This window comes from Microbacterium sp. 22215, from assembly GCF_052045655.1.
Taxonomy (GTDB): Bacteria; Actinomycetota; Actinomycetes; order Actinomycetales; family Microbacteriaceae; genus Microbacterium; species Microbacterium phyllosphaerae.
Genome location: NZ_JBQEPC010000005.1, coordinates 312,348 through 337,819, shown reverse-complemented (window position 1 = coordinate 337,819; position 25,472 = coordinate 312,348). Strand labels below are relative to the sequence as shown.

Genomic DNA, 25,472 nt, shown 5'->3' with positions numbered 1-25,472 from the left:
TCGGGCCCCCGCACGTTCGGCTCAGCCGATCAGGCTCGGCTGCAGGTCGCGCAGGGTCCGACGGTGCGTCATCCGCGTCACGCCGATGGCCGCGAGGAGCAGAGCTCCGACGAGCCAGATGCCCAGCACCACGAGATCCCAGCCCGCCCTGCCGAGGTTCCCGCCGTACATCAGCTGCCTCATGGCGTCGACGACGTAACCGAGCGGCAGCACATGGTGCAGCGCAGCGAGGGGCGCGGGCAGAGTCTGCCAGGGGAAGGTTCCGCCCGCCGTCACGAGCTGCAGGACCATGAGCACCAGGCCCAGGAACTGTCCGACTGAACCGAGCCAGACGTTGAGGGCGAGGATGATCGCCGCGAACGTCGCCGACGCGAAGATCATCACGCCGAGCGTGCCGATGGGGTTGTTGAACGTGAAGCCGAGGGTGATCGCGAGGATACCCATGAGTCCGAGCATCTGAACGGCGCCGAGCATGGCCGGGGTCAGCCAGCCGGCGAGAGTCACCCGGATCGGCGAGTGCAGGGCGGTCACGGCTCGACGCGAGATCGGCTTGACGATGAGGAACAGCGCGTAGATGCCGATCCAGGCCGACAGGGCGGCGAAGAACGGGGCGAGCCCTGCGCCGTAGTCCTCGGCGGACGCGACCTTATCGCTCGACACCTTCACCGGGTCGGCGATCGTGTCGGCCTGCTGGGTGCGCAGTTCAGGGGTCGAGGCGGGGATCTGCTCGACCCCGTCGGCCAGCCCGTCGCGCAGCTCGGCGGTGCCCGATGCGAGGGTGCCGAGTCCGTCGCGCAGCTGCGCCGCGCCGTCGTTCGCGGCCGCCGCGCCGGTGGCGACGGTCTTCGCCCCCGAGGCGAGCTGCGAGGCTCCGGATGCCACGGATGCGGCGCCCGCCGCGAGCTGATCGACCTTGTCGACCGCGTTCTGCACAGTGGTGTTGCCCTCTTCGAGGCGGGCGCCGAGCGGATCGAGGGTGGCCAGCACCTGGTCGATCTCGTCCTGAGTGAGGCCCTGGTCGGTGAGGACGGTCGTGATGTCCTCCCGCACCTGAGGCAGCGCGTTCGTCGCCTGCTGCACGGCCGAGCCTGCTCGGTCGGCGACGTCGGCGAGTTGACGGTTGCCGTCGCTCACCTGCTGGGCCCCCGATGCGAGGGTGGCCGCGCCGCTCGCGAGCTGCGACGTCCCGCTGGCGAGCTTGCTGGTGCCGTCGGCGAGGGTCGTACTTCCGGTGGCTGCCGTGTTGGCGCCGTCGGTGAGCTGGTTCGCTCCGTCGACCGCGGTGACCAGGTTGTCGCGCACGTCGCTGAGCCCGGTGAGCAGCCGTTCGGCGGCCTCGCTGCCGACCATCTCGGCCACCGAGCTGCGGATCTTCTCGACCGCCTGCGTGCCCATCGACGAGGCCAGGTAGTTGTTGGCGTCGTTGGTCTCGAGATCGATGCGCGCCTGGTGCGGATCGTCGCCCGCGGCGGAGGTCAGCGCAGCCGAGAAGTCGGCGGGGATCGTGACGGTGAAGTCGACCGTGCCCTCGCGCAGAGCATCCGCCGCCTCGTCGGCCGACATGAGCTGCCAGTCGAAGGCATTGCCCTCGATGAGGTTGTCGGCGACGTCCTCGCCGTAGTTGACGGTCTCTCCGGTCGGAGCGTCCGTGCCTGTGGTGGGCGTCGCCGCCCCCTCGTCGTCGACGACCAGCGCGACCGGCACGTCGGGGAACTTCGCGTAGGGATCCTGGTTGGCCCAGAGGTAGAGGCCGCCGTAGAGGATCGGCACGCACACGAGCGCGATCAGGGCGACGATGCCCATCTTGCTCGCTGTGAGGCGCCGCAGCTCGGCGGCGATCATCGAGGGAACCTTCATCGTTCGGCTCCGTTCCGGGGCGTGTGTGTGTCTGTGTCTGTGTCGTCGGCGGCCTGCGCGTCGTCGTCTGAGTCGGCGTCGTCCGTCTCGGGGGAAGGCGACTCCAGATCATCCGATGCGTTGCCGCCGTGTTCGGCGTCGGCGCGCGGTGCGTCGGCCCGATCGTCTGACTCGTCCGGCTCCACCGGGGGAGCGGATGCGTCGTCGACGTCGTCGGAGTCGTCCGCCGAGTCATCGGCCGAATCGGCGGCAGGTGCGTCGAGCACGAGCGGCTCGATCGGTCCCGAGGCGTTGATCGCCTCGAGCTCGTGCATCCGCTCGAGGGCGACGGCCGCCGAGCCGCCGATGATCACGAGCATGGCATAGCCGCGGTCGGCGAACTCCGACGCGATGCGCCACCATCCGTCGGGGCTGCCGCCGTGCCGGTCGGGGGAGACGAGCACGATGCCCTCGGTGCCCTTGCGCAGGATCGCCAGCTCGCACAGAATGCGCACGCGCGCGGCCGGATCGACGTTGCCGATCGGAACACCGGCCAGCTCGCCGAAGCCGAGCTGGGAGAGCCACCGGCGGGCGTGCAGAGGCGTCGCGCCGACGCCGGCGAACATAAGCTCCTCGCCGACGACGCCCGCGAGGGTGATGTCGGCGTGCGGGTCGCTGACGTCGGGGGCATCGACGAGAGCGATCGTGCGGCGCAGCATCCGGTTGTTCGCCGTGCCGTCGATCGTGACGCGGCCGGTGTCGGGCTTCATTCGGCCGCTCGCGATGAGGCCGAGCACGCTCGGGCGCTGCTCAGTCTCGGCGAGGGCGAAGCGCACGGCTCCGGAGTGGAACTCCAGGCTCATGGACGGCAGCGCCTGGCCACCCTTGCCCTTGCTGACGTCATGCAGGGTGACTCTCATGCGCTGACCTCCTGAAGGTCGACGATGTCGGGGTGGGCGGTCAGCAGCTCATCGGCTTCACGCCACGAGAGCCCCGCGATGCTGAGCAGCGTGCGGACGGCGAGGTTGGCGGCGCCGGTGCTGGCGGCATCCGTGCGCGACACGACCGTGCGGGCGACCTCTTCGATGAGTCGCGCCAGGGTGGGTGCCGCGAGGTCGGTGCGGAAGCTGCCGTCATCCTGACCTCGGCGGGCGAGCGCGGCGACCGTGCGGCGGAGGGGGGCGAGGGCGTCGGCGGTGTGCTCGACATGGGCCTCGTCGAGGGCCAGCGCTGCGGCGACCTGCACGTGCGCCGCCTCCTGCCAGAGCCGGGCGGCGAGGCGGGCGAGGGCGATGCGGGCGTCGGCGTCGGTCACGGATTCGGCGATCGCGTTGAATCGCTGCGCGCCGACCGAGATGAGCTCGCGGATCAGTGCCTCGCGGTCGTCGAAGTGGCCGTACAGGGTGCGACGCGAGAGGCCGGCGCTGCGGGCGATGACGTCGATCGAGGCTCGCGGGTCGGCGGCCAGGGTGGCGCGGGCCGCATCGAGGATGCCGGCGCGGTTCTCGACGGAGTCGCGGCGGGGAGCACGGGTGGTCATGGACCCATCGTACTTAATGTGCACAGGTGTGTGCAAGATAACTCGGAGGACTCACAGGGTCTGAACAGTGGGCCGTTCACAACTCAGCACGGATCGCCGCTCTGAGCCTTTACCAGCACGATCCAGCGTCGAGGCCCGACGTTCATGCTGAATTGTGAACGCCGAACCGCCGGACACACGCAAGAGGGGGCGGATGCCGCAGCATCCGCCCCCTCTCTGAAACCGACAGATCAGTCGAGTCCGGAGTCGAACGCAGCGCCCTCGGATGCGTTGTCGACCGCATCGGCGAGGTTCTCATCGACCTCCTCCACGGAACCCGTGATCTCACCGGACTCGCCGGCGGTGACGCGGCCGACGAGTTCGCCGGTGGCGCCGCCGATGAGGCCGAGACCCGCATACTGCTCGAGGCGCGAGCGCGAGTCCGCGATGTCGAGGTTGCGCATCGTCAGCTGTCCGATGCGGTCGACCGGGCCGAAGGCGGCGTCGCCGACGCGCTCCATCGACAGCTTCTCGGGGCCGTACGACAGGTTCGGCGACGTGGTGTCGAGGATCGTCCAGTCGTCACCGCGACGCAGGCGGATCGTGACCGAGCCCGAGATCGTGAGGCCGACCCAGCGCTGGATCGACTCGCGCAGCATGAGCGACTGCGGCTCGAGCCAGCGGCCCTCGTACATCAGGCGTCCGAGGCGGCGACCCTGCTCGTGGTACGTGGCGAGGGTGTCTTCGTTCAGGATGCCGTTGACGAGGCGCTCGTAGGCGATGAACAGCAGCGACATGGCCGGGGCCTCGTAGATGCCGCGCGACTTCGCCTCGATGATGCGGTTCTCGATCTGGTCGCTCATGCCGAGGCCGTGGCGTCCGCCGATCGTGTTCGCCTCCTGCACCAGCGCCACCGGGTCGGTGTACTCGACGCCGTTGATGGCGACCGGGCGACCGGCCTCGAAGGTGACGGTGACGTCTTCGGTCTCGATCGCGACCGAGGGGTCCCAGAACTTGACGCCCATGATCGGGTCGACGGTCTCGAGCGAGACGTTCAGGTGCTCGAGGGTCTTCGCCTCATGCGTCGCGCCCCAGATGTTGGCGTCGGTCGAGTACGCCTTCTCGACCGAGTCGCGGTACGGGAAGTCGTGGGCCTGGAGCCACTCGCTCATCTCCTTGCGTCCGCCGAGCTCGGTCACGAAGTCGGCGTCGAGCCAGGGCTTGTAGACGCGCAGGCGGGGGTTGGCGAGCAGGCCGTAGCGGTAGAACCGCTCGATGTCGTTGCCCTTGTAGGTCGAGCCGTCGCCCCAGATGTCGACGCCGTCCTCCTTCATCGCACGCACGAGCAGCGTGCCGGTGACGGCGCGGCCCAGGGGCGTGGTGTTGAAGTACGTCTTGCCGCCGGAGCGGATGTGGAAGGCGCCGCACGAGAGGGCGACGAGGCCCTCCTCGACCAGGGCGGTCTTGCAGTCGATCAGGCGCGAGGCCTCGGCGCCGTACTCGAGGGCACGGCCGGGGATCGACTCGATGTCGTCTTCGTCGTACTGGCCGAGATCTCCGGTGTACGTGTAGGGGACGGCGCCCTTGTCGCGCATCCAGGCGACGGCGACGGAGGTGTCGAGTCCTCCGGAGAAGGCGATGCCGACGCGCTCGCCGACGGGAAGTGACTGGAGGACCTTGGACATGGTTCCCAGTCTATCGGCGGCGTGTCGCCTGTTTCTGACGCACGGGTCGGTCAGCGTGCGTCGGCGGATTCGAGTTCGTCGAGCGTCTCCGGCTCGGCCGCCATGCGTGCCAGTCCGCGCCGCTGGTGCGCGGCGTAGCGACCTCCCCAGTCGGTCAGCGCCTCGACGAGCGGCATCGATCCGCGGCCGAGGTCGCTCAGGCGGTACTCGACCTTGGGCGGGACCTGTCGATAGACCGTGCGGATGAGCAGCCCGTCGTCTTCGAGTTCGCGCAGCTGGCGGGTCAGCACGCGGGCGGTCGGCTCGTCGAGCAGTCTGCTGAGCTCGCCGAATCGCAGCACGCCATGCTCGCCGAGGAGGCTGAGGATGCTCGGCTTCCACGCCCCGCCGAGCACTGCGATCGAGACCTCGGCGTCGCACGCGTCGCCCCATTCGCGGACGATGCGCTCCGTCTTCTCCCTCATCCGTCTGCCCTCCACTGGGCCCATAGTATCCAAACGGTCACTATGTACCAAGAATGACCGTACTTGTCTGAAGTGTACCCTCGGCGCGAGACTGAGGCAGTGACTTTCCCCCTTCCCGCGGCTGACGCCCGGCCTCGTGCGACTCGGCATCCGTGGCTCGCCATGATCCCCCTGCTCCTCGGCATCCTGATCGGTGCGCTCGCGATCAGCAGCATGTCGACCGCGCTTCCGGCGATCCGCGGCGACCTCGTCCTCAGCGACAGCGGCGCGCTCTGGCTCGTCGACGTGTATGCACTCTCTCTGGCGGCGACGCTGATCATCGCCGCCCGGATCGGCGACGCGTTCGGGCGCAAGCGGATCGTGCTCCTGGGACTCGCCGGCTTCGCCGTGCTGAACGCCGTGGGCGGATTCGCGCAGGACGGGATGCTGCTGATCGTCGTACGCGCGCTCCTCGGCGTCGCCGAGGCGTTCGTCGTGGCAGGCGTCGTCGCCACGATCGGTGCGCACTATCACTCACGTCAGCGCGTGCTGGCCTACGGGCTGTGGACCGCGACCTTCGGAGCCGGCAGCGCGCTGGGCCCGGTACTCGGCGGGCTGGTGACCGAGGGGCCGGGGTGGCGCTGGCTGCTGCTGGGCAGCGTGCCGCTCGCGGTCGTGGCGGGGGTGCTCGCGATCTGGCTCGTGCCCGACTCCCGCAGCTCGCGGCCGCCGTCATGGGACGTCCTCAGCATCGTGTCGTCGATCGTCGCCCTCGGGGCTCTCGTCTTCGCCCTGCATGAGGTGCTCGCAGCCCCGCTCGCCGCTGGCATCGCCGGGGTCGTCGCGGTCGGAACGCTCGTGTTCTTCATCCGCCGTCAGCGCACCCTGCCTGAGCCCCTCATCGACATGCGACTCTTCCGAGTGCCGGGATTCAGTCCCGCCATCGTGCGCATCGTGGCGAGCGGCGGCGTATCGACGGCGTCCGTGCTCCTGGTGAGCCTGCACCTGCAGGATGCGCGGGGGTACAGTGCGGCCGAAGCCGGCATCGCGATCCTTCCGCAGGCGGTGGCCATCGCGCTCGGCGGAGTGCTCGCCCCGCTGTTCCTCCGGTGGCTGACGTCACCCACTCTCACCGTGCTCGCGCTCGTGATGCAGGGCGCGGGCCTCGTCTGGCTCGCGACGGGCGTCGATCTCGTCGCGATCCCGCTCGTGCTGGTCGGGCTGGGATTCGGCGTCGCGGCCACGCTCGCCGCGACGACCCTCTTCGACGTGACCACCGAAGACGACGCCGGCCAGGTGGGGGCGATCCAGGAGGTCGGCTTCGCCCTCGGCGGCGGTCTCGGGATCGCCGTGCTCGGCACGATCGCCTCGATCACAGGGTCTCGCGGTTTCATCGTCGCGCTTCTCGTCGCCGCCGCGATGGTCGTCGTCGCCGCGCTGGCGCCGCTCCGGAGTCGCACCGCCGGGCCCTCGGTCCTCGAACCCCGCTGAGAGAAAGGCAACCGTGTCCGCATCACGCCCGACCGTCCACTGGATCTATGCACACCCCCAGGAGAACTCGTTCAACGCCCGGCTGTTCCGCGACGGAGTGGAGGCGCTGTCGCGCGACCATGACGTGGAGATCACCGATCTGTACGGTCAGGGATTCGACCCCGTTCTCGCCGCCCCCGACCTGGGCGAGCCTCTCGGCAGGGAGGGCAGCGTGGTCGACCTCATGGGGGAGGCGTACGCCTCGGGCCAGCTGCCGTCGGAGGTGATCGAGGAGCAGCGCAAGCTCGGGTCCGCCGATCTCGTCGTGCTGCAGTTCCCGCTCTGGTGGTACGGCCCGCCCGCGATCCTCAAGGGGTGGTTCGATCGCGTGTTCACGAACGGCTTCGCGTACGGTCCTTCCGACCCCGAGACCGGTCTTCCCCTGCGCTACGGCGACGGTCCGCTCTCCGGGCGTCGCGCCCTCGTGATCGTGACCGCGGGCGAGGACGACCGGTCGATCGGGGAACGAGGCGTGAGCGGAGACCTGGACTCGCTCCTGTTCCCGCTCACCCACGGGACCCTCTGGTACACCGGGATCGAGCCGCTCGACCTGCACGTCGTCCACGATGCCGACGGTCTGGCGCCCGCACAGGTCGACCTTGAGAGCGCGCGCCTGGTCGAGCGGCTCTCCGAGATCCGTGACGAATCGCCGACCAGCCCATATCGCCGACTCCGTGACGGTGAGTATCACGGCACCCGGGCGCTGCGAGCGGATCTGCTTCCCGGACGCACCGACCTCGGCATCCATCGCGTCCCGATCGACTGAGCGGAGGGCGTCGAGCGGCGAGCACTGCGCGAGCGAACCCGGTCGAACGGATGCGGCCGCTGCGCGCGTGCGCCCCGCGCCTCTGCCGATTCCGACGCAGCGGTGGCAGAGTGGCCCTGAAGGAGGCGGCACATGGGCGCAGCGATTCTCTGGGGTGTCGTCGCGGCCTCGCCCCTGTTCGTCGGAGCGGTGCTCGCACTCCTGCGTAAGTGGCCGCCGCGCTGGCTCGGCATCGTGCTCGGCTTCGGCGCCGGCGCGCTCATGGCCTCGATCGCGTTCGAGCTGTGGGAGGAGGGGCTCCACCTCGCCGGCCCGATCCCGCTGGTGATCGGCGTCGCGGCAGGAGCCCTGGCCTACTTCATCGCCGACCGGATCCTGGATGCCCGTGCCGCGAAGTCGAAGGACGGAGGGGCCGGTGCGCCTCTCGCCCTCGGTGCGCTGCTCGACGGCATCCCCGAGCAGCTGGTGCTCGGCATCGGCCTCGCATCGGGCGAACCCGTGAGCATCGCGCTCGTCGTCGCGATCATCGTCTCGAACCTCCCCGAGTCGATCGGCTCGGCCGCGGATCTGCTCGAGGGTGGGATGGCGAAGTCGCGCGTGCTGCTGCTCTGGGCCGGCATCGCCCTGCTCTGCGCGCTCGCCACGGTCGCCGGCTTCGCGCTGGCGAGCGCGACCGGTGATGCCTTCCGTGCTGGGGCGAGCGGTTTCGCGGCAGGTGCCCTGCTCGTGATGCTCGTCGACTCGATGGTGCCTGACGCGCAGGAGAAGGCCAAGCAGCTGACGGGGCTGGCCACCGTGTTGGGCTTCGCGCTCGCCGCCGGTCTGTCGCTCGCGAGCTGAGTCTCCTCCGAACGCGGCGACGGCGGTCATTCTGATGTGCCGTCATACGTGTTGCTGTGACCTCAAATGTAGACAAAAGTAGGATGCAGGGCTGCGATGGGGCATTCACACTGAACGAGTCAGTTCATCACAACGCTCGCGATCGTGAGCGGCGACGATCGGAGATGAGATCACGCGGCAGTGGAGCGACGACCTGGATTCGCTGCCCCTAATCGTGCGGCGCAGCGTCGCCGCCGACCCGCTCCTGCTCGACCGCCTCGGGATCTTCGAGCCTCGGGTTGGTTTTCGGAGGCCACCTCCATGATCGAGCTGATCGATGTCTCGAAGACCTACGGCACGGGCAAGGTCGCGCTGCATCCGACCTCGGTGCGATTCGGAAGAGGTGAGCTGGTGTGGCTCAGCGGCCGGTCGGGATCGGGCAAGAGCACGCTCCTCGGCATCGCCTCGCTGCTCGTCCTCGAGACCACCGGGACCGTGATCGTGGACGGCCAGACGGTCGCCCGCGACGATACGACCCGGAACCTCGTCCGCGAACGGCGATTCGGGATCGTCCCGCAGGCGCCGCGTCTCTTCGCCGAGCTGACACCCGTGCAGAACGTCATGCTCGCGGCACCCTCGATCACCCGGGAGGACGCGGAACGCGCGCTCGGTCTCGTCGGTCTCCGCCAGCGAGCGGCGCGCAGCGTGAAGACCATGTCGGGGGGCGAGCAGCAGCGCGTCTCGATCGCGCGAGCCCTCGCGAAGGACCCCGACGTCCTGTTCGCGGATGAGCCGACATCATCGCTGGATGACGCGAACGCGAGCGCGATCTGGGGGATCCTGCGGGACGCCGTCGACAGCGGACGCGCCGTCGTCGTCGCCTCGCACGACGCGCGGATCGCCGGTCACGCCGACCGTCGTGTGGCGATCGGAGGGTTGTGATGCGGCGTGCGAGCGCACTGGCGCGCTGGCTGATTCCCAGCCTCGTCCGGGCCAACCGATCTCTCGTGATCCTCTCCGTGCTCGGCATCGCCGTGTTCGGGACCCTCATCCCCCTCGGCTCCGACACCGCGGATTCGGCGGCCACGACGAAGGAGGGCCTCGGCGCCGCTGTGCTGCGCGCGATCATGATCAGCCCGTCGATCGAGTCCGACGCCCCGGGCGGCCTCTTCCATGCGGATGACCTCGCCGAAGTGCGGGCGGTCGAGGGCATCGAGGCCGCCGTCGGGTGGGCTCCGACAGGTATAGAGGTGTCCTCGGGGTCGACGACCGTCGGGCCTTTCCTGACGTCGCGATTCTCGCCGCTGCAGCCGCCCGTGACGCACGGTCGCGAGCCCGTGGCGGAGGGGGAGATCCTTCTCGCCGAATCCGACCTCGACGAGCTCGGCGCCGACGTCGGCGCTGTTCTGACCGCCCGGCACGATCGCTACGTCTCCGAGAACCTCAGAGAGGGCGTGGCCGTTCAGGTCACGGTTGTCGGCGCGTTCGACGATGGCTTCGCCGGTCTCGACGGAGAGGACGTCGCCTACGCTCTGCCGGAGTGGGTCGACAGCATCCGGGCCATCGGGCAGGGTGTGCCGGCGGATGAGATCCAGAGTCGACTGGAGTACCTGGAGATCTACGCGGTGGTGGACAGCGCCGATCGTCTCTCGGAGGTGGTGGACGAGCTGCGCAGCCGAGGGTACGTCGCAGGAGGTCTCGGCGCGCTGCTGTCCGCGGTGCAGCCGGTCCAGGCCGCACTGCAGATGGCGAAGGTCGTACTGGGAGCCCTGCTCGTCGTGTTCCTGCTCGTGGTCGGTGGAGGAGCGGCGGCGGCCCTCGTCGGCGCGAAGCGCGCGGAGATCGGCGTGCTCCGCGCCTTCGGATGGCGTCGAGGCCGTGTGCTGTGGGCGTTCGTGGCGCAGTTCACCCTGCTCGGCGCCGTGATCGCGGTCTCGGGTGCGACGCTCAGTGCTCTCGGCGCGGCTCTCCTGGCCCTCGTGTTCCCGACGGGCGTGTTCGGACTGCCCCTGGTGATGGGGATCACGGCCGACTCGGTCGCCTACTTCTCCGCGTTGCTGTTCATCCCGCCGCTTGCGTTCGCCGCCGCGGCGTTCCTCCCCGCGCTTCGAGCGGCATCCATCCCGCCGGACGAGGTTCTCCGCGATGTCGGCCGGTGACGCGAACGCGGAGCCCGAGCGCGACGACGATCACGTGATGGGCGACGCGCAGCACTCCCCGCAGCGTCCGGAGCTGACGGCGCGGGAGCTCGCCATCGTCGAGCTTCTCGCGCGGGGTCTCTCCAATGCGGAGATCGGCGAGCAGCTGCATCTTGCGGAGGCGACCGTGAAGGCCCACCTCGGCCGTGTCATGGCCAAGTGGCAGGTCAGAGATCGGCTTCAGGTCGTGCTGGTGTTCCTCGGACACCTCGAGCCGCGCTCCGCCCGATGAAGGGGACGCCGAACGGTCGCGTCGCCGGCCGGCATCCGATCAGATGATTCGGATGTCGGTCTTGAGCTTCGCGTAGGTTCCGATCGCGCGCCGATCGCAGGTGAGCAGCGTGATGCCGGCTGAGCGCGCCGCGAGTGCGACGAGGCCGTCGTACACGGCGCCTCCGGCGACGCCGGCGCCGGCCAGCTCGGATACGGCCCGCACCGCCTCGTCAGGGGGCAGAGCGACGGATCCGGGAAACTCGTGGTCGATCACCCGTGCGGCGGCCTCGGGACTCAGCCTGCTGCCGCCGGGAAGTCGGGTGAGCACCGAGTATGTCTCGAGCAGGGCGTGCCCCGACAGGCCGAGGACGAGGCCCGTGCACGCCGACCGGACCGCGTCGTGGCCAGCACTGTCTTCCATGACGAGAGCGATCGCGTCGCTCGTGTCGAGGAGCAGATCAGCGCTGGTCGACAAGCCGGAGCTCCCGGATGTCGTCTGGCGTGAGAGTGGCCCCGCCGCCGCGGACGACCAGGCGTCCGTCCTTCTCGACGAGGTCGTCAGGCGCGGCGACCTCGATCCGGATGCCGGTGCCGTCGATCATGATGTCGACCGGACCCGGAAGGATGCCGAGGCGTTCACGGATCGACGCGGGGATCACGATCCGCCCTGCTTCGTCGATGGTCGTGCGCATGCCATGACGCTACCTTCGCAGTGGTGGACACGACAGGGTTCACCGGAATCCCGGGTAGTCCTTCAGCTTCTCCTCGAACTCGGCGCGATCGGCCTCGCTGAGCACGGCGCTCGCGATCACGACCATCTGCAGACCCTCCAGCGGTTCTCCGGTGCGGGCGCTCTGCGCCTCGCGGTTCGTGAGGAAGTCGCCCGTCGGATCGTTCGAGAGGTCGTAGATGTTGGCGTACAGCCGCGTCGGGTCGGGGTAGTTGTCGGTGTAGTACTCCCAGGTGTGCTGCCTGCTGGGATCCTCGCTGCCGTACAGCTTCGCGATCACCGAAGGGTCGAGACCCGAGTACTCGCCGTTGAAGGAGTACAGCGGCGGCATCCCGTGCTCGGCGACGACCTGGTCGATCGTGTTCATGACATCGAGTTTGAGGCTGTAGCCGTGGATCGGCTCGGTCGTCGCCCACCCGACTGAGGTGTACTCGATCAGCATCGACTCCCCGCCGTACCCGTTGCGCTCCGGACGCAGATCCTCGTCGCCGACCTTGACCCACTCGTATCCGTACTCGGCGGTGATGCGCTCGCGGATGTCGGCGAACAGCGCGTCGGCCTCGGCCCTGACCTCTTCCAGCGACTGCTGGTTCAAGGCATCCTGCGGATCCGTGTCCTTGATGCCGGGGTAGGCCTCTTCGTGCTTCTGCTCGTCGGTCTTCATGCCGTCGTAGCTGCCCGAGGCCGACGTCTGCAGAGCGCCGATGCCGCCGACCGTGGCGACGTTGAACACGAGCGTGATCGCGAGCGCGATCACGGCGAATCGGCGCCCCCGCGACGAGAAGAGGGCCCCGATGATCACCGCGACGACCACGAGCTGCAGAGCCAGCATGGTCACGCCGTAGAGCGCATCGGTCGCGCCCACCGCCATCGTGATCAGCAGGATCAGCGCGAACAGGATGCCGACGATCAACGCGCTCCATCCGAGCGCGTTCGCCGGCTTCCGCTCGGCGGCGGAGGCCTCGGATGCCGTGGCCGTCGCGGTCGCCGCGGGAGCCCCCGGCACCAGCGTCGTGACGGGACCCGCCTGTCGGCGTGCGTTGCGGTAGCCCCCCGGTGGTGGGACGGGTGGCGCACCCTCGGTGCCGGCGACGTAGCGCGCCCGCTGCTTCTCGTGATCCATCACCATGGCTTGTCCGTCCCGGAGCCGCCGCCGTCATCGCCCTGCTGCTGGTCGCGCTCCTGCGTGCCCTGTTCGAGCTTGTCCTTGAGGTCGTCGAGCTTGTCGTCCGACGGCTGCTCGTCGGGTTCCTGCGGCTGCTCCTCCTCGGGGGGAGTCTGCTCCTCGCTCTGCTGCTTCTGCTTGAGCCGGTCTTCGAGGTCGTCCTTGCTCTGCTGCATGTCGCGATCAGGGTCCGAGGACTGCTTCTCGGCCTCGTCGCTGCCGCACTCCCCGGGCATCTCGGTCGTGATCGTCAGCGCCTCGCCGTAGAGCTCGGCGGCACCCGCTCCGTCACCGTCGGCGCGGGCCGCGTCGCCCATGCGCTCGATCACGAGGGCGAGGTTGATGCGCACGCTGCAGACCTCGACACCGGTCGCGAGCCCGAGGGACTCCTCGAGCTTCGCGCGCGCCTCGGGGAGCTTCTCGGAACCCGCGAGAGCCGTGCCCACATTGAACGGCGCCTTGTACGGCTCGAACCAGTTGAGGAACTCCTGGCCGCGTGCCGAGGACTCGGAGCCCGCGTAGTCGTCGGCCACATACGAGGTGATCGACTGGTGCGCGAACGCGTACATGCTGAGGATCTTGCCGACGAACAGCAGCGCGGCGAGCGTGAGCGGCAGGGTGCCGATCGCGATCCAGCGACGGATGAGGCGACGGCGACGATTCGAGGCGAGCAGTGCCGCGGCGGCCGCGGCCCTCAGATCGGCGGGGGCGGGAGCTGCGCCCTCACGGGTCGACAGGTCGGTCATGCGGCACCTCCGGCGGTGTCGGTGCCACGAGTCGCCCCGGTCGACGGGTCGGCGTCGGCACGTGGTTCCTCACGACGCCCGCGGTCGCCTCGGGCAGCACGGGCGGGCCGCGCGCGCAGCAGACGCAGGCGCGCGACGAGCATGCTCGCCCTCGCCAACTCCACCCCGAGCAGCGCCACGACCACGAGAGCGGCGATCCAGTAGAGCTCGGTGACGTTCCCGACCGATCCGGACTCGGAGTAGCTGGTGGTGGTCGACGGCGCGTCCGGCAGAGTCAGCTCGGCGTCCGCGCTGCGGTGCTGGTAGTCGACGCCGAGCTGTTCGGCGATCGCCTCGAGGTTGCCCTCGTCGATCACCGACAGCGCGTTCGACCCCTGGTACTCGATGTACTCGCCCGAGCCCGACCCGTCGACGCCGCCTGTCGTCAGCTGCATCGGACCGCCCTCGGCGGTGCCGTAGCCGAGGACGGCTCCGGCATCCGTGAACTTCGCACTGCCGTCGAAGGACTCCGGGTCGGTCGTGACGGTCTGCTCGCCGTCGCCGAAGTAGAACACCATGCGCGAGCGATCGGGAGACGCCGTCGCTGCGTTCGAGAGGGTGTCGGCGAGCAGCTGGTTCGCGAGGCCGATCGAGCTGCCGCGGGATTGGCTCGTTACCTCGGGACGAAGGACGTCGAGTGACGACACGAGCGAGGTGGTGTCGGTGGTGAGCGGCATCCGCAGATCGGCGGAGGCATCGAACGTGATCAGCGCGAAGCGGGCACCGGGGTACTCGTCGACGATCGCCTGCACATCGGACCGCACGCCGTCGAGGCGAGGCTGATCGCCGTCCCAGTCCTCGGCGACGATGCTGGCCGTGGTGTCGACGACGAGCACGATGTCGGTGTCGGTCGCGAGGGTCTCGGTGGCGCCGCCGGGGATGCCGGGCCGCAGGAACATCACGAAGCACGCGAGAAGCATGACCAGTCGCATGACCCACAGCGCCTTGTCGCGGCCCTTCGCCCTGATCAGTGCGATCACGGCCAGGGCCGCCACCGGAGCGCACAGCAGCACGAGGAGGAAGACGTTGAGCACGGGCTGGAAGATCACAGTCTCACCCTCCAGAGCACCACGAGGAACGAGAGCATCGAGATCATCAGCACGACGATCCAGAGGTTCGGGGTGTCGGTCCAGACCACCTGCGCCTGGCCCTTCAGCTCGGTCGCCTCCTGCTCCTGCACCTGCTCGACGATGTCGCCGACGGTCGTGGTGTCGCGGAGGCCGTAGGCGGCTCCGCCCGTCGCCTCTGCCGCCTTCGAGAGCTCGGCGCTGACGTCGGCATCCTTGCCCTGCACCGGATTGAGTGCGAAGACCCGCACGCCGATCGACTCGGAGTACGCGGCCGCCTCATCGAGCGTCACGATCGATGCGCCGTTGATCTCGTTGTCGGTCGCGAAGATGATCGACCGCGAACGCTCGTCGTCGGGGTGATCGAACGCCATCGCGCACGCGGCGAGGCCGTCGCCGATCAGCGAGGCGCCGTTGCCGTTCTGCGTGCCGACCCAGTGCTCGGGGAGCGGCTCGTTGTAGTCGAAGCTCTCGCGCATGCTCTGCAGGTGTCCGCGGATGAACTCGTAGTCGTCGGTCAGGGGGAAGATCTGCACGGGGGAGCTGTTGAAGATCGTCAGGCCGATGCGTTCGCCCTCGAAGTCCTCGAGCAGCTCCTCGAAGACGGTCAGCACCTCGACGTCGACCTCGCTCATCGAACCCGAGACATCGAGGCACAGCATGATGTCGCGGCTCGTGTTGACGGGCTGGATCGTCTGCGACGACATCGGGCGGGCCGACACGACACCGGCCGAGAGCGCCGCGACCACACCGAGCAGCAGGATGCTCGACAGCGCGAGGATCCTGCGGTTGAGCGCCTGGCGGAACGTGGGCAGTGCGCGGAGGCGCTCGGCGCGGGCGACACGAGCGCGCTCATGCGCCTCGGTCTTCGCACTGCCGCGCAGGCCGAGCACGGCGCCGATCACGATCGCGATCACGACGACGCCCGCGGCGACGAGGATCAGCCATCCGTTCGCTAGTGCCATGTGCGCACCACCGTTCGCGCGGCCTCGGCACCGGCCACCGGGTCGATCGCGGGGCCCTGACGGAAGATGCTGGGGTAGTAGTGGCGGCCCATCGCGTCGATCAGGGCGGGGTGCACCCCGCGCGACACGAGGTCGTCGAGGGCGAGAACCGGCGCTTCGAGGCCGCTGTACTCGTTGACGAACGTGCGCACGACGCGGCTGAACTCGAGGTTCGCGTTGCGGGCCGAGAGTGTGCGGGCGCGGTAGTCGTCTTCGATGCGCTGGATGCGGTCGAGGTACTCCACGCGCAGCTGCGACAGCACGTCGGTGGTGAGCAGCTGCGGGCCCTGCGCCTCGCCGGTCAGTGTGAGATCGCGCCGAGGGCGCGTCAGGGCGGCCACGAGCCAGGCGGCCGAGATCAGCAGGATCAGGATGCCGAAGGCGAGCAGGAGCCATCCCCAGCCGTACTGGGCCGGGGGATAGAGCTCATCAGAGCCGGGCATTCGACCTCCGATTCAGCAGCTGCAGCAGCTGCGAGACGGCGTCGTCCTGACCAGCCAGAACGCTGTGGCTGATCTCCATGCGCTTGAGGACCTCGGCCAGGTGGGCCGCATCCGCCTCGGTCTGGGCCGTGAGCTCGCGGATGATGTCGAGGTCGCCCTGCACGAAGTCGGGCACCTCCCACATGCTGTCGACGTCGCTGCGGATCGTGTTCGTCGTGTGGTCGAGCACCGGATCGGCATCGCTCACGGTGAGCCACAGGACGTCGTGCTGCACGCGCAGTCGGCGCAGCATCCGCTCGGTCTCATCGGTCACGGGGGCCTGGTCGGTGATCACGACCACGATCATGCGTCGCGAGATCGTGCGCGTGACGTACGAGAGCAGGGCGTCGCGGTCGCTCGACGCGGTGCTCGAGTCGATCGCGTGGTCGATCGTGCGCAGCGCGTGCTCGAGGGCGCCTTCGCTGCGGCCGGGCGCACGTCGGCGCACCCGGTCGGAGTCGCCGTAGACGAGCGAGAAGTCGTCGCCGTGGCGAAGAGCCAGCACACCGAGGACGCCCGTCGCGAGGATCGCGAGATCCTTCTTCGACTTCTCGTCGTGGGCGAGGGCGGCCATCGACCGCCCGGTGTCGACCACGAACAGGATCGTGTGCATCCTCATCGCGCGGTGCCGCTTGACGAGCGGCGTGCCCAGCCGCGCCGTCGCACGCCAGTCGATGTCGCGCACCTGATCGCCGTACTCGTACTTGCGCAGATCCTCGAAGTCGAGGCTGCGGCCGTGCAGCAGCGACGCGTACGCGCCGTCGAGCGCGTGCAGCGACTTGCGCGACGAGTGGATGAAGAGCTTGCTCTTCACCTGGGTGATCAGGCTGGCCATGGCGGGATCAGGGCGTGGGCACGGACGCGAAGATCTGGTCGATGATCTCCTCGCTGCGGATGCCCTCGGCGTCGGCCTCGAAGGTCAGCAGCACGCGGTGGCGCAGCACGAGGTGACGGAGCGAGCGGATGTCCTCCGGCAGCACGTGTGCCCGGCCGTTCAGCAGGGCCAGGGCGCGGGATGCCTGCAGGAAGGCGATGCTCGCACGGGGGCTCGCGCCGTACTTGATGAAACGGGCGCGCTCCTCGCCGATGTAGGGCGCGGGGTTCCTCGTGACATAGGCGATCGAGACGATGTAGTTGCGGATCGCCGGGTCGACGTAGATGCGGCTCGCGACGTCCTGCAGCATGTGCACGTCGTCGAGGCTGATCGCGCTCGACACGTGGCGGTCGGGGTCGAGCACGCCCGAGTCGATGCGCCCGAGGATCTCGAACTCCTCAGCGGGGCTCGGGTACTCGACGATCTCCTTGAGCAGGAAGCGGTCCATCTGGGCCTCGGGGAGCTCGTACGTTCCTTCCTGCTCGATCGGGTTCTGCGTCGCGATCACGAGGAACGGCTTCGGCAGGTGGTGGATCTCGCCGCCGATCGTGGTCTGGTGCTCCTGCATCGCCTCGAGCATGGCGCTCTGGGTCTTGGCGCTCGATCGGTTGATCTCGTCGAGCAGCACGAAGTTCGCGTGCACCGGGCCGAGCACGGTGCGGAAGGAGCCGGTCGCCGCGTCATAGATCTGGTTGCCGGTGATGTCGCTCGGCAGCAGGTCGGGGGTGCACTGGATGCGCTTGAACTGCGCCTTCACGGTGTCGGCGAGGGTGCTCGCCGCCGTGGTCTTCGCGAGCCCCGGGACGCTCTCGAGCAGGATGTGTCCGCCCGCGATCAGCGAGATCAGCAGGCTCATCCGCAGCCGCTCCTGACCGACCATCTTGGCGGAGTATGCGTCGGACACCGTCTTCAGCACCTCGCTCGCGCGGCGGAGCTCGGCCTCGGTGGGGGCCTCGGACTTCTTGCTCGCCGAGGTCGACGCGGCGGGGGCTGCCGGGGCTGAGGCCGGGGCTGCCGTGGCGGCTGCGGCGGCGCGGGTCGCGGGGGCGGGCGGAGCCGGCGGGACCGCCTGAGCAGAGGGCGCGGGCGGAGGCGGTGGCGTCGAACCTGCGGAGGGGCCGGGCGCGTAGGGCTCGTTCATCGGTGTGTCTCCTCGTTCCCACGGGGACGCGTCGACGATCCCCCGTCGACCAGCGTAACCGCATACTCTCCGGCGGCTCGGGCCCGCGGGTGGGGACTTCTCCCCATCGGTGAGAGCGGCGTCAGCCCGCCTTTCTCGTTCGAATCGCGCACTTGGCGACTTTCACGTCACGGTTTCTGCAAAGTGCGCGATTCAAAAGCGGGGGCGCCGCGCCTTCGACCGATCCAGACCACGAAGCACGCGACGCCGATGATGGCGATCGCGATGCCGACGATGTAGCCCGAGACTCCGAGGTAGCCGCCGGGCACCCGGTGCGGGTCCAGGAACGGATACGGGTACCACCACGGGTCTCCGGTGGCCGGAGCGATGATGAGGTTCGCCCGCACGAGCGTGTAGACCGCCCAGGCGATGGGGAAGAGCGCGGTGATGAAGACGGCACCCCAGCCGAGGGCCCGTCGCCGGGGCGCGAACAGCACGTCGGCGAGGAGGAACAGCGGGATGACGACATGCAGCACCTCGTTCGACCACGGAACGGTCACGCCCTGGGGCAGCTCGACGTTGCGGAGCAGGGTGTTGTAGACGATGCCGGTGACGATCATGTAAGTGCTCACGCACACCAGCAGAATCGCGAACCATTTCGGCTCCCGCTCGGCGCCGCGGCGGTGGCGCAGAGCCCAGATCGCGCCGACCGCGAGCACGATCGCGGCCAGCAGGTTCGACAGGATCGTGAAGAAGCTCAGGAAGTTCGCAGCCACCGTGGGAGTGTGCCGGCCCCACTCGGTGCTGGCGGCGAGGGAGTTCTCGATGCTGCGGGAGAGCTGCGCGATGATCGCCGCAAGGGCGAGCACGGCTGCTGCGAGTCGTGCAAAGGGCCACCAGGTCGTCATATCCGCCTCCGCGCACACTTTATCGGTCACGAAGTGTCATTGTCCCTAGACCGATATGTCGATATGTCGATAGCGTCAGCCGCAGAGCACACGCGGCCGGGAGGGGCACATGAGCGAGGGCACTGCGGGGACCACGACAGGCACGGAGACGCGAAGAAGACCGTGGCGGGGGAGGGTGGGCCTCAGCATCCAGTCGAAGCTGCTCATCATGCTGCTCGCGGTGAGCCTCGTCTCATCGGTGATCGTCGGGACGATCGGATTCCTCAACGGTCGGCAGTCGCTGCACGACTCGGCGGTCGACCAGCTCATCACGATCCGCTCGATGCGGGCGGCGGAGATCACGGATGCCCTCGAGACGGTGAAGCGCGACGCCTCACTGAACTCGCGCAACCTCAGCGCGCAGACCCTGTCGACCTCGATCAACGAGGGATTCGAGGAGTTGCAGACGCACGAGCCCGAGCCGGGTGAGCGCGAAGAGCTCGAGGCGTACTACGCGGATGTGTTCATTCCGAAGCTCGAGGAGCGCACCGGTGACGAGTACGGCGACAGCGCCTTCATCCCCGACTCCGTGGCCGGGCAGCACCTGCAGTCGCACTTCACGACGCAGAACCAGGACTTCGACGCCGACTATGACACCCTCCTCAACGACAACGACCCGGACGACGGGACGCTGTACGGCGAGGCGTCGGAGCGCTACGGCGACTACTTCACGCGTCTGGTCGAGGAGGCGGGGTATGAGGATGCTCTGCTGATGAACCTCGACGGCGACGTCGTGTTCTCGGCGTACAAAGGGCCGGAGCTCGGCACGAATCTTCTGACCGGGCCGTATCGCGACTCCGTCCTCGCGAGCGCGTACGCGGACGCGATCGCGACGAACTCGGTGAACACCGTCGTCCTCACCGACTTCGAACGCTGGATCCCCTCACTCAATGTGCCGACCATGTGGGTCATCTCGCCGGTCGGCAACAGCAGTCGCATCACCGGGGCCATCGCGTTCCAGGTGTCGATCGACACGATCAACGACCTCACCACGGGATCCGAGGGCTGGAAGGAGCAGGGGCTCGGCGACACCGGCGAGGTCTACCTCGTCGGCCGCGACGACCTGATGCGCAGCAACTCTCGGCGGCTGATCGAGAACCCCGACAATTACGCCGAGATCGCGATCAACGGCGGCGTCCCGCCGAGCGTCGCCGAGCGCGCCGTCGAGGTGAACGGCACTGTGCTGCTGCAGCAGGTGAACACGCAGGCGGTGGCGGATGCCCAGGCCGGCCGCACGGGAACGACGATCGGCCGCGACTATCTCGGCCGCGAGAGCGTCACCGCGTACGCTCCGCTGGAGGTCGAGGGGCTCGACTGGGTGATCATCGCGCGGATCGACTCGGAGGAGGCGTTCGCACCGGTGAGCGACTTCACCCGCACGGTGCTGCTGTCGTTGCTCGGCATCCTGCTGGGTGTCTCGCTGTTGTCGCTGCTGCTCGCCCAGGTGTTCACGCGTCCGGTGCACCGGCTCGTCGGTGCGGTCCATCGCGTCGCCGAGGGCGACCTCGATGTGCAGGTGCCGCAGGGCGCCCGCGACGAGTTCGGTGACCTCGGCAGCGCGTTCAACGACATGGCGTCGAGTCTGCGCATCAAGCAGGAATTGATCGACGAACAGCAGGCCGAGAACGAGAAGCTCCTTCTCACGTTGATGCCCGAGAGTGTCGCCGCGAAGTACAAGCAGGGTGACGAGGCGATCTCAGAGGCGCACGAGAACGTCTCGGTCGTGTTCGCCGAGCTCGTCGGCTTCGACGACTACGCCCGCGGACTCAGCACCGAGCAGGAGATCGGCCACCTCAACACCCTGATGCGGGGCTTCGACGAGGCCGCCGAGAAGGCGGGCGTCGAGAAGGTCCGCACCCTGCGCGGCGGATATCTCGCATCGTCCGGCCTCATCGTGCCCCGGGTCGACAATGTGCGCCGGAGCGTCGACTTCGCCAAGAACCTGCTCGGTGTCGTCGAGCGGTTCAACGCGCAGAACGGCTCGTCGATCGGCATCCGTGCCGGCGTCGACACGGGCACTGTGACGAGCGGTCTCGTGGCCCGGACGACCCTCGCCTACGACCTCTGGGGCGATGCCGTGAACCTCGCGTACCGGGTGCGCTCGGTGACAGGCGAGCCCGGCGTCTACGTGAGCCAGACCGTCTACGACCGCACTCGCGAGATCTTCACCTTCACCGAGGCGGGCACGGTCGAGGCGCACGGGAAGAGCGAGACCGTCTGGAAGGTGAGCTGACATGCTCGACGACGCGTTCCGCGACGGCTGGGGCTGGTGGGTCATCGCCCTCGCCGTCGGCGTGCCGGTGCTGCTCGTCGTCCTCACCGAGCTGATCAACGGACTCCGGCGCCGCAACAACCCGCTCGCGGGACCCCTGCGCCTGCTGCGCAACGGTGTCATCCCCGTCGGTGCCCTGTTCGCGCTGCTGGCCTTCGCGATCCAGTCGCCCGCTGACCAGGTCTGGACCCGCGTCGCCGCGACGATCTTCGGGTTCCTCGTGATCCTGCTGCTGCTGTCGTCGTTCAACGTGGCTCTGTTCGCGAACGCCGCCGAGGACTCGTGGCGCAAGCGCATCCCGACGATCTTCGTCGAGATCGCTCGGCTCGTGCTCGTCGCCCTCGGCCTCGCGCTGCTGTTCTCCTGGGTGTGGGATGCCGACGTGGGTGGCTTGTTCACGGCCCTCGGCGTCGGGTCGATCGTGATCGGCCTCGCGCTGCAGAACGCGGTCGGCGGCGTCATCTCGGGTCTGCTGCTGCTGTTCGAGCAGCCGTTCAAGATCGGCGACTTCCTCGATGCGGCCGGCGTCAGGGGCCGCGTGGTCGAGGTGAACTGGCGTGCCGTGCACATCGACACCGGTTCCGGCATCCAGATCGTCCCGAACTCGAGCCTCTCGGGGGCATCGTTCACGAACCTCTCCGAGCCGGACGGGCCGTATTCGGCATCCACCGACGTGAAGTTCGCGACCGATGACCCGCCTCACGAGGTCATGGCGCTGTTGGTCGAGGTCGCGGACGCCCTGCCGATGCTCGCCGATCGAGAGCGCGCCTCCGTCAGCTATTCCGGTGGCGGGGCCTACGGCGTCTCGATCCCGGTCGCGGGGCCGGCGGATGCCGGACGTGCACTCTCGATGTACCTGTCGTGGGTCTGGTACGCGGCGCGGCGGCGCGGCTTCGCACTCGACGGCGATGCCACCGACCCGATATCCGAGCCCGGCCGCCTGGCAGAAGCGCTCGTCTCGATCGCCGGGACGCTGCATCTGCACGACGATGATCTCGAGGCGATGACGCAGGCCTCGCACCTCGAGCGCTACGGCGTCGGCGAGGTCGTCCTGCCCAGTGGTGTCGTGCCCGACGAGGTGCGCGTCGTCGTCTCGGGCCGCGCGGTGCTCGCGATCGAGGTCGACGGCGGGCGGGTCGAGTTCGCGGCGGCCGAGAGGGGCGATCTGATCGGTCAGACGGCGCTCACTCGTGAGCGGACGCAGGCCGTGACGGTCGCGGGCGAGATCCTGACCGTGCTCGTGCTGCCCCTCGCGACGATCGACGAGCTGATCCGCACCCGTCCGCGCCTCGCCGCCGAGATCGGGGAGTCGCTCGAACTCAAGCGCAAGCTCGCGGGCGACATGCTCGCGAGCGTCGAGGCGCAGCGCGGGTCGATCCGTCAGCGCCGGTCGGTGTCGCGCTGAGCTGATTCGGCAGACCGAGGTCAGCGGATTCGGCGGCCCCACCGCATCCGGGTGACGAGTACGCCGAGCAGGCAGAGCGCGCCCCCGACGAACATGAGCGGAGTCGGCACCTCGCCGAGGATCGCCCATGACATCAGGATCGCGATCGCGGGAACGACGTAGGTCGTGGCTGACGTCTGCCCGGCAGTGCTGCGCTGCAGCACGTACGCCCAGGTCGTGAACGCGATCGCGGTCGGGAAGATACCGAGATAGACGACCCACAGCGTCGAGTCGAGCGGAGCCGTCTGCAGAGCGCCGATCAGGCTGCCCGTCCACGGGAGCAGTGCGACCGTGCCGGCGGCCGCGCCGAGGAACGTCAGGGTCGTCGCATCGGTGCCCACGCTGAGCAGGCGCTTCTGCAGCAGGGTGCAGCCGGCATACATCACGGCGGCCAGCAGTGCGAGCAGCAGCCCGGTGATGTCGGGCCCCTCGCTCGTCGACGAGTTCATACCGATCAGCACCACGCCGAGGAACGCGATCGGGGCTCCGATGATGAGCGGCTTCGGGAAGCCCTCGCGCAGGAACAGTCCGCTGAAGACGACCACCATCAGGGGCGCAAGGTTCACGACCATCGCCGCCGTGCCCGCATCGAGGGTGCGCTCGGCGGCGTTGAGCGCGAGGTTGTAGACGCAGAACCACCCGACGCCCCACACCGCGACGAGCCACCAGTGGCGGCGCTCGGGAAGACGGATGCCGTGACGCACCGCGATGATCGCGAGCACCACGGTGCCCACCGCCATGCGCAGTAGCGCCAGGGCTCCCGGGTCGAAATGCGGACCCGCACCGCGGATGCCGATGAACGCCGACGCCCACAGCACGACCGTCACGAGGGCGGCGATGAGCACGAGCGGACCCTGTGTGCGGGGCTTCGCGGGATTCAGGCTGTCGTCGCGCTGCACGCGACCGGTCTTCGGCATCCTTCGATCCTGGCACCGGCCACCGACATCGGCGATGCGCCGGAGCGACAGCATCCGTCGCTTTTCTGTCAGTGGTCTGCCGTGCTTCGCAGTTCGTCGTGCCCGCCGCACGTCTCGGCTCTTCCGGTCGCACTTCGTGTCGCGTCCGATTGCTCCGTCGCAGTTCGTGCCGCGTCGCGACCTTCCGAGCGGCACGAACCGCGACGGGAGTGGGGGTTCGACCGTCCGAGCGGCACGAACTGCGACGGGAGTTCACCCGTCCACACCCGAAACGGCTCCGAAACAGGCCTTCGGTAGGATGGAGTCGCCCGACAAGGGCCAGCTCATCAGCCGGTGCAAACCCGGCGAAAGCAAGGGGGATACCCATGCCAGGAATCGTTATCGTCGGCGTCCAGTGGGGCGATGAGGGCAAGGGCAAGGCCACCGACCTGCTCGGCGAGCGCACCGACTGGGTCGTCAAGTTCAACGGCGGCAACAACGCAGGCCACACGGTCGTGGTCGGCAACGAGAAGTACGCGCTGCACCTGCTGCCCTCGGGCATCCTGTCGCCCGGGGTCACCCCGGTGATCGGCAACGGCGTCGTGATCGACCTCGAGGTGCTGTTCAGCGAGCTCGAGGCCCTCGGCGGCCGAGGCATCGACGTCTCGCGTCTCAAGGTGAGCGCCAACGCGCACATCATCACCCAGTACCACCGCACGCTCGACAAGGTCACCGAGCGCTTCCTCGGCAAGCGCATGATCGGCACGACCGGCCGCGGCATCGGCCCGGCGTACGCCGACAAGATCAACCGCGTCGGCATCCGCGTGCAGGACCTCTTCGACGAGAACATCCTGCGCCAGAAGGTCGAGGGCGCCCTCGACCAGAAGAACCACCTCCTGGTGAAGATCTTCAACCGTCGTGCGATCACGGCCGACGAGATCGTCGAAGACCTGCTGTCGTACGCCGAGCGACTGCGTCCGATGGTCGCCGACACGGGCTACCTGCTCGATGAAGCCCTGCACCGCGGCGAGGTCGTCGTGTTCGAGGGCGGCCAGGCGACCATGCTCGACGTCGACCACGGCACCTACCCGTTCGTCACGTCGTCGTCGGCGACCGCCGGCGGCGCCTCGACCGGCTCGGGAGTCGGCCCCGGTGCCCTCGACCGCATCGTCGGCATCGTCAAGGCGTACACGACCCGTGTCGGCTCGGGTCCGTTCCCGACCGAGCTGTTCGATGAGCAGGGCGAATGGCTGCGCTCGCGCGGCTTCGAGTTCGGCACGACCACCGGCCGTCCCCGCCGGGTGGGCTGGTACGACGCCCCGATCACGCGCTACGCGACCCGCGTCAACGGCATCACCGACCTCGTGCTCACCAAGCTCGACATCCTCACGGGTCTCGAGCAGATCCCGGTCTGCGTCGCCTACGACGTCGACGGCACGCGCTTCGACGAGGTCCCGGTCAACCAGACCGACTTCCACCACGCGACGCCGATCCTCGAGTACTTCCCCGGCTGGAGTGAAGACATCTCGACGGCACGCACCTTCGACGACCTGCCGCAGAACGCCCAGGACTACGTGCTGGCGCTCGAGAGCATGAGCAACACCCGCATCTCGGTCATCGGCGTCGGCCCCGAGCGCGACCAGGTCATCGTGCGTCACGACCTGCTCGACTGAGCGC

At 68.8% G+C, this 25,472-nt stretch carries 25 protein-coding genes; 9 read left to right on the top strand and 16 right to left on the bottom strand.

Features of this window, described 5'->3' with window-relative positions:
* Positions 1–21 precede the first annotated feature (21 nt).
* The 5 genes from ACTJKH_RS11290 to ACTJKH_RS11270 form a co-directional block, all read right to left on the bottom strand.
* Positions 22–1,857, bottom strand: coding sequence for a YhgE/Pip family protein (locus ACTJKH_RS11290; RefSeq protein ID WP_440736986.1), 1,836 nt, complete (start codon positions 1,855–1,857; stop codon positions 22–24).
* Entirely contained in the window at positions 1,854–2,756 is a 903-nt protein-coding gene (locus tag ACTJKH_RS11285) for a hypothetical protein (RefSeq protein WP_440736985.1), read from the bottom strand. Before ACTJKH_RS11285 ends, ACTJKH_RS11290 begins: the two co-directional genes overlap by 4 nt.
* Positions 2,753–3,376: a TetR/AcrR family transcriptional regulator gene (locus ACTJKH_RS11280; RefSeq protein WP_259161112.1), complete on the bottom strand. Its 624-nt coding sequence runs from the start codon at positions 3,374–3,376 to the stop codon at positions 2,753–2,755. Before ACTJKH_RS11280 ends, ACTJKH_RS11285 begins: the two co-directional genes overlap by 4 nt.
* 230 nt (positions 3,377–3,606) lie before the next feature.
* Positions 3,607–5,040: an argininosuccinate synthase gene (argG, locus tag ACTJKH_RS11275; RefSeq protein WP_440736984.1), complete on the bottom strand. Its 1,434-nt coding sequence runs from the start codon at positions 5,038–5,040 to the stop codon at positions 3,607–3,609.
* Between the two features lie 50 nt (positions 5,041–5,090).
* A complete protein-coding gene (locus tag ACTJKH_RS11270; RefSeq protein ID WP_440736983.1) occupies positions 5,091–5,504 on the bottom strand; it encodes a winged helix-turn-helix transcriptional regulator in 414 nt (137 codons plus the stop codon).
* Positions 5,505–5,603: 99 nt separating this feature from the next.
* Here ACTJKH_RS11270 and ACTJKH_RS11265 point away from each other — a divergent pair, with 99 nt between their 5' ends.
* From ACTJKH_RS11265 to ACTJKH_RS11240, 6 genes are all read left to right on the top strand, one after another.
* Positions 5,604–6,974, top strand: a complete 1,371-nt coding sequence (locus ACTJKH_RS11265) for an MFS transporter (protein ID WP_440736982.1) — start codon at positions 5,604–5,606, stop codon at positions 6,972–6,974.
* A 13-nt stretch (positions 6,975–6,987) separates the two neighbouring features.
* On the top strand, positions 6,988–7,779 hold the full coding sequence (locus ACTJKH_RS11260; protein ID WP_440736981.1) for an NAD(P)H-dependent oxidoreductase: 792 nt from the start codon (positions 6,988–6,990) through the stop codon (positions 7,777–7,779).
* A gap of 132 nt (positions 7,780–7,911) precedes the next feature.
* The gene (locus ACTJKH_RS11255) at positions 7,912–8,619 is read left to right on the top strand and encodes a ZIP family metal transporter (RefSeq protein WP_440736980.1); all 708 of its coding nucleotides are present in this window, start codon (positions 7,912–7,914) and stop codon (positions 8,617–8,619) included.
* Between the two features lie 300 nt (positions 8,620–8,919).
* On the top strand, positions 8,920–9,540 hold the full coding sequence (locus ACTJKH_RS11250) for an ABC transporter ATP-binding protein (RefSeq protein WP_440736979.1): 621 nt from the start codon (positions 8,920–8,922) through the stop codon (positions 9,538–9,540).
* The gene (locus ACTJKH_RS11245; RefSeq protein ID WP_440736978.1) at positions 9,540–10,757 is read left to right on the top strand and encodes an FtsX-like permease family protein; all 1,218 of its coding nucleotides are present in this window, start codon (positions 9,540–9,542) and stop codon (positions 10,755–10,757) included. The genes ACTJKH_RS11250 and ACTJKH_RS11245 overlap by 1 nt, the downstream gene beginning before the upstream one ends.
* Positions 10,744–11,028 carry a response regulator transcription factor gene (locus ACTJKH_RS11240; protein WP_440736977.1) on the top strand — a complete coding sequence of 95 codons (285 nt, stop codon included), beginning with the start codon at positions 10,744–10,746 and terminating at the stop codon, positions 11,026–11,028. The genes ACTJKH_RS11245 and ACTJKH_RS11240 overlap by 14 nt, the downstream gene beginning before the upstream one ends.
* A 39-nt stretch (positions 11,029–11,067) precedes the next feature.
* Here the strand turns inward: ACTJKH_RS11240 and ACTJKH_RS11235 are convergent, their stop codons facing one another.
* The 10 genes from ACTJKH_RS11235 to ACTJKH_RS11190 all read right to left on the bottom strand — a co-directional run bounded on the left by ACTJKH_RS11235 (position 11,068) and on the right by ACTJKH_RS11190 (position 19,144).
* On the bottom strand, positions 11,068–11,484 hold the full coding sequence (locus ACTJKH_RS11235; RefSeq protein ID WP_440736976.1) for a PIN domain-containing protein: 417 nt from the start codon (positions 11,482–11,484) through the stop codon (positions 11,068–11,070).
* Positions 11,468–11,701 (bottom strand): AbrB/MazE/SpoVT family DNA-binding domain-containing protein, encoded by a 234-nt coding sequence (locus ACTJKH_RS11230; protein ID WP_440736975.1) that lies wholly within the window; start codon positions 11,699–11,701, stop codon positions 11,468–11,470. Before ACTJKH_RS11230 ends, ACTJKH_RS11235 begins: the two co-directional genes overlap by 17 nt.
* 39 nt (positions 11,702–11,740) lie before the next feature.
* The gene (locus ACTJKH_RS11225; RefSeq protein WP_440736974.1) at positions 11,741–12,868 is read right to left on the bottom strand and encodes a hypothetical protein; all 1,128 of its coding nucleotides are present in this window, start codon (positions 12,866–12,868) and stop codon (positions 11,741–11,743) included.
* Entirely contained in the window at positions 12,862–13,650 is a 789-nt protein-coding gene (locus ACTJKH_RS11220; RefSeq protein WP_440736973.1) for a hypothetical protein, read from the bottom strand. Before ACTJKH_RS11220 ends, ACTJKH_RS11225 begins: the two co-directional genes overlap by 7 nt.
* The gene (locus ACTJKH_RS11215) at positions 13,647–14,738 is read right to left on the bottom strand and encodes a VWA domain-containing protein (protein WP_440736972.1); all 1,092 of its coding nucleotides are present in this window, start codon (positions 14,736–14,738) and stop codon (positions 13,647–13,649) included. Before ACTJKH_RS11215 ends, ACTJKH_RS11220 begins: the two co-directional genes overlap by 4 nt.
* On the bottom strand, positions 14,735–15,721 hold the full coding sequence (locus tag ACTJKH_RS11210; RefSeq protein ID WP_440736971.1) for a VWA domain-containing protein: 987 nt from the start codon (positions 15,719–15,721) through the stop codon (positions 14,735–14,737). The genes ACTJKH_RS11215 and ACTJKH_RS11210 overlap by 4 nt, the downstream gene beginning before the upstream one ends.
* Positions 15,712–16,203 (bottom strand): hypothetical protein, encoded by a 492-nt coding sequence (locus ACTJKH_RS11205; protein ID WP_210096552.1) that lies wholly within the window; start codon positions 16,201–16,203, stop codon positions 15,712–15,714. Before ACTJKH_RS11205 ends, ACTJKH_RS11210 begins: the two co-directional genes overlap by 10 nt.
* On the bottom strand, positions 16,190–17,077 hold the full coding sequence (locus ACTJKH_RS11200) for a DUF58 domain-containing protein (RefSeq protein WP_259161079.1): 888 nt from the start codon (positions 17,075–17,077) through the stop codon (positions 16,190–16,192). Before ACTJKH_RS11200 ends, ACTJKH_RS11205 begins: the two co-directional genes overlap by 14 nt.
* A gap of 7 nt (positions 17,078–17,084) precedes the next feature.
* Positions 17,085–18,257 carry an AAA family ATPase gene (locus tag ACTJKH_RS11195; RefSeq protein ID WP_440736970.1) on the bottom strand — a complete coding sequence of 391 codons (1,173 nt, stop codon included), beginning with the start codon at positions 18,255–18,257 and terminating at the stop codon, positions 17,085–17,087.
* Positions 18,258–18,424: 167 nt separating this feature from the next.
* Entirely contained in the window at positions 18,425–19,144 is a 720-nt protein-coding gene (locus tag ACTJKH_RS11190) for a Pr6Pr family membrane protein (RefSeq protein ID WP_440736969.1), read from the bottom strand.
* A 109-nt stretch (positions 19,145–19,253) separates the two neighbouring features.
* Between ACTJKH_RS11190 and ACTJKH_RS11185 the strand changes: the two genes are divergently transcribed.
* Positions 19,254–21,416, top strand: coding sequence for an adenylate/guanylate cyclase domain-containing protein (locus ACTJKH_RS11185; RefSeq protein ID WP_440736968.1), 2,163 nt, complete (start codon positions 19,254–19,256; stop codon positions 21,414–21,416).
* Position 21,417: 1 nt separating this feature from the next.
* Positions 21,418–22,860, top strand: coding sequence for a mechanosensitive ion channel domain-containing protein (locus ACTJKH_RS11180; RefSeq protein WP_440736967.1), 1,443 nt, complete (start codon positions 21,418–21,420; stop codon positions 22,858–22,860).
* Between the two features lie 20 nt (positions 22,861–22,880).
* Here the strand turns inward: ACTJKH_RS11180 and ACTJKH_RS11175 are convergent, their stop codons facing one another.
* Positions 22,881–23,816 (bottom strand): DMT family transporter, encoded by a 936-nt coding sequence (locus ACTJKH_RS11175; RefSeq protein ID WP_440736966.1) that lies wholly within the window; start codon positions 23,814–23,816, stop codon positions 22,881–22,883.
* 365 nt (positions 23,817–24,181) lie between these two features.
* Here ACTJKH_RS11175 and ACTJKH_RS11170 point away from each other — a divergent pair, with 365 nt between their 5' ends.
* A complete protein-coding gene (locus tag ACTJKH_RS11170) occupies positions 24,182–25,468 on the top strand; it encodes an adenylosuccinate synthase (protein ID WP_440736965.1) in 1,287 nt (428 codons plus the stop codon).
* The last annotated feature ends 4 nt before the right edge of the window (positions 25,469–25,472 follow it).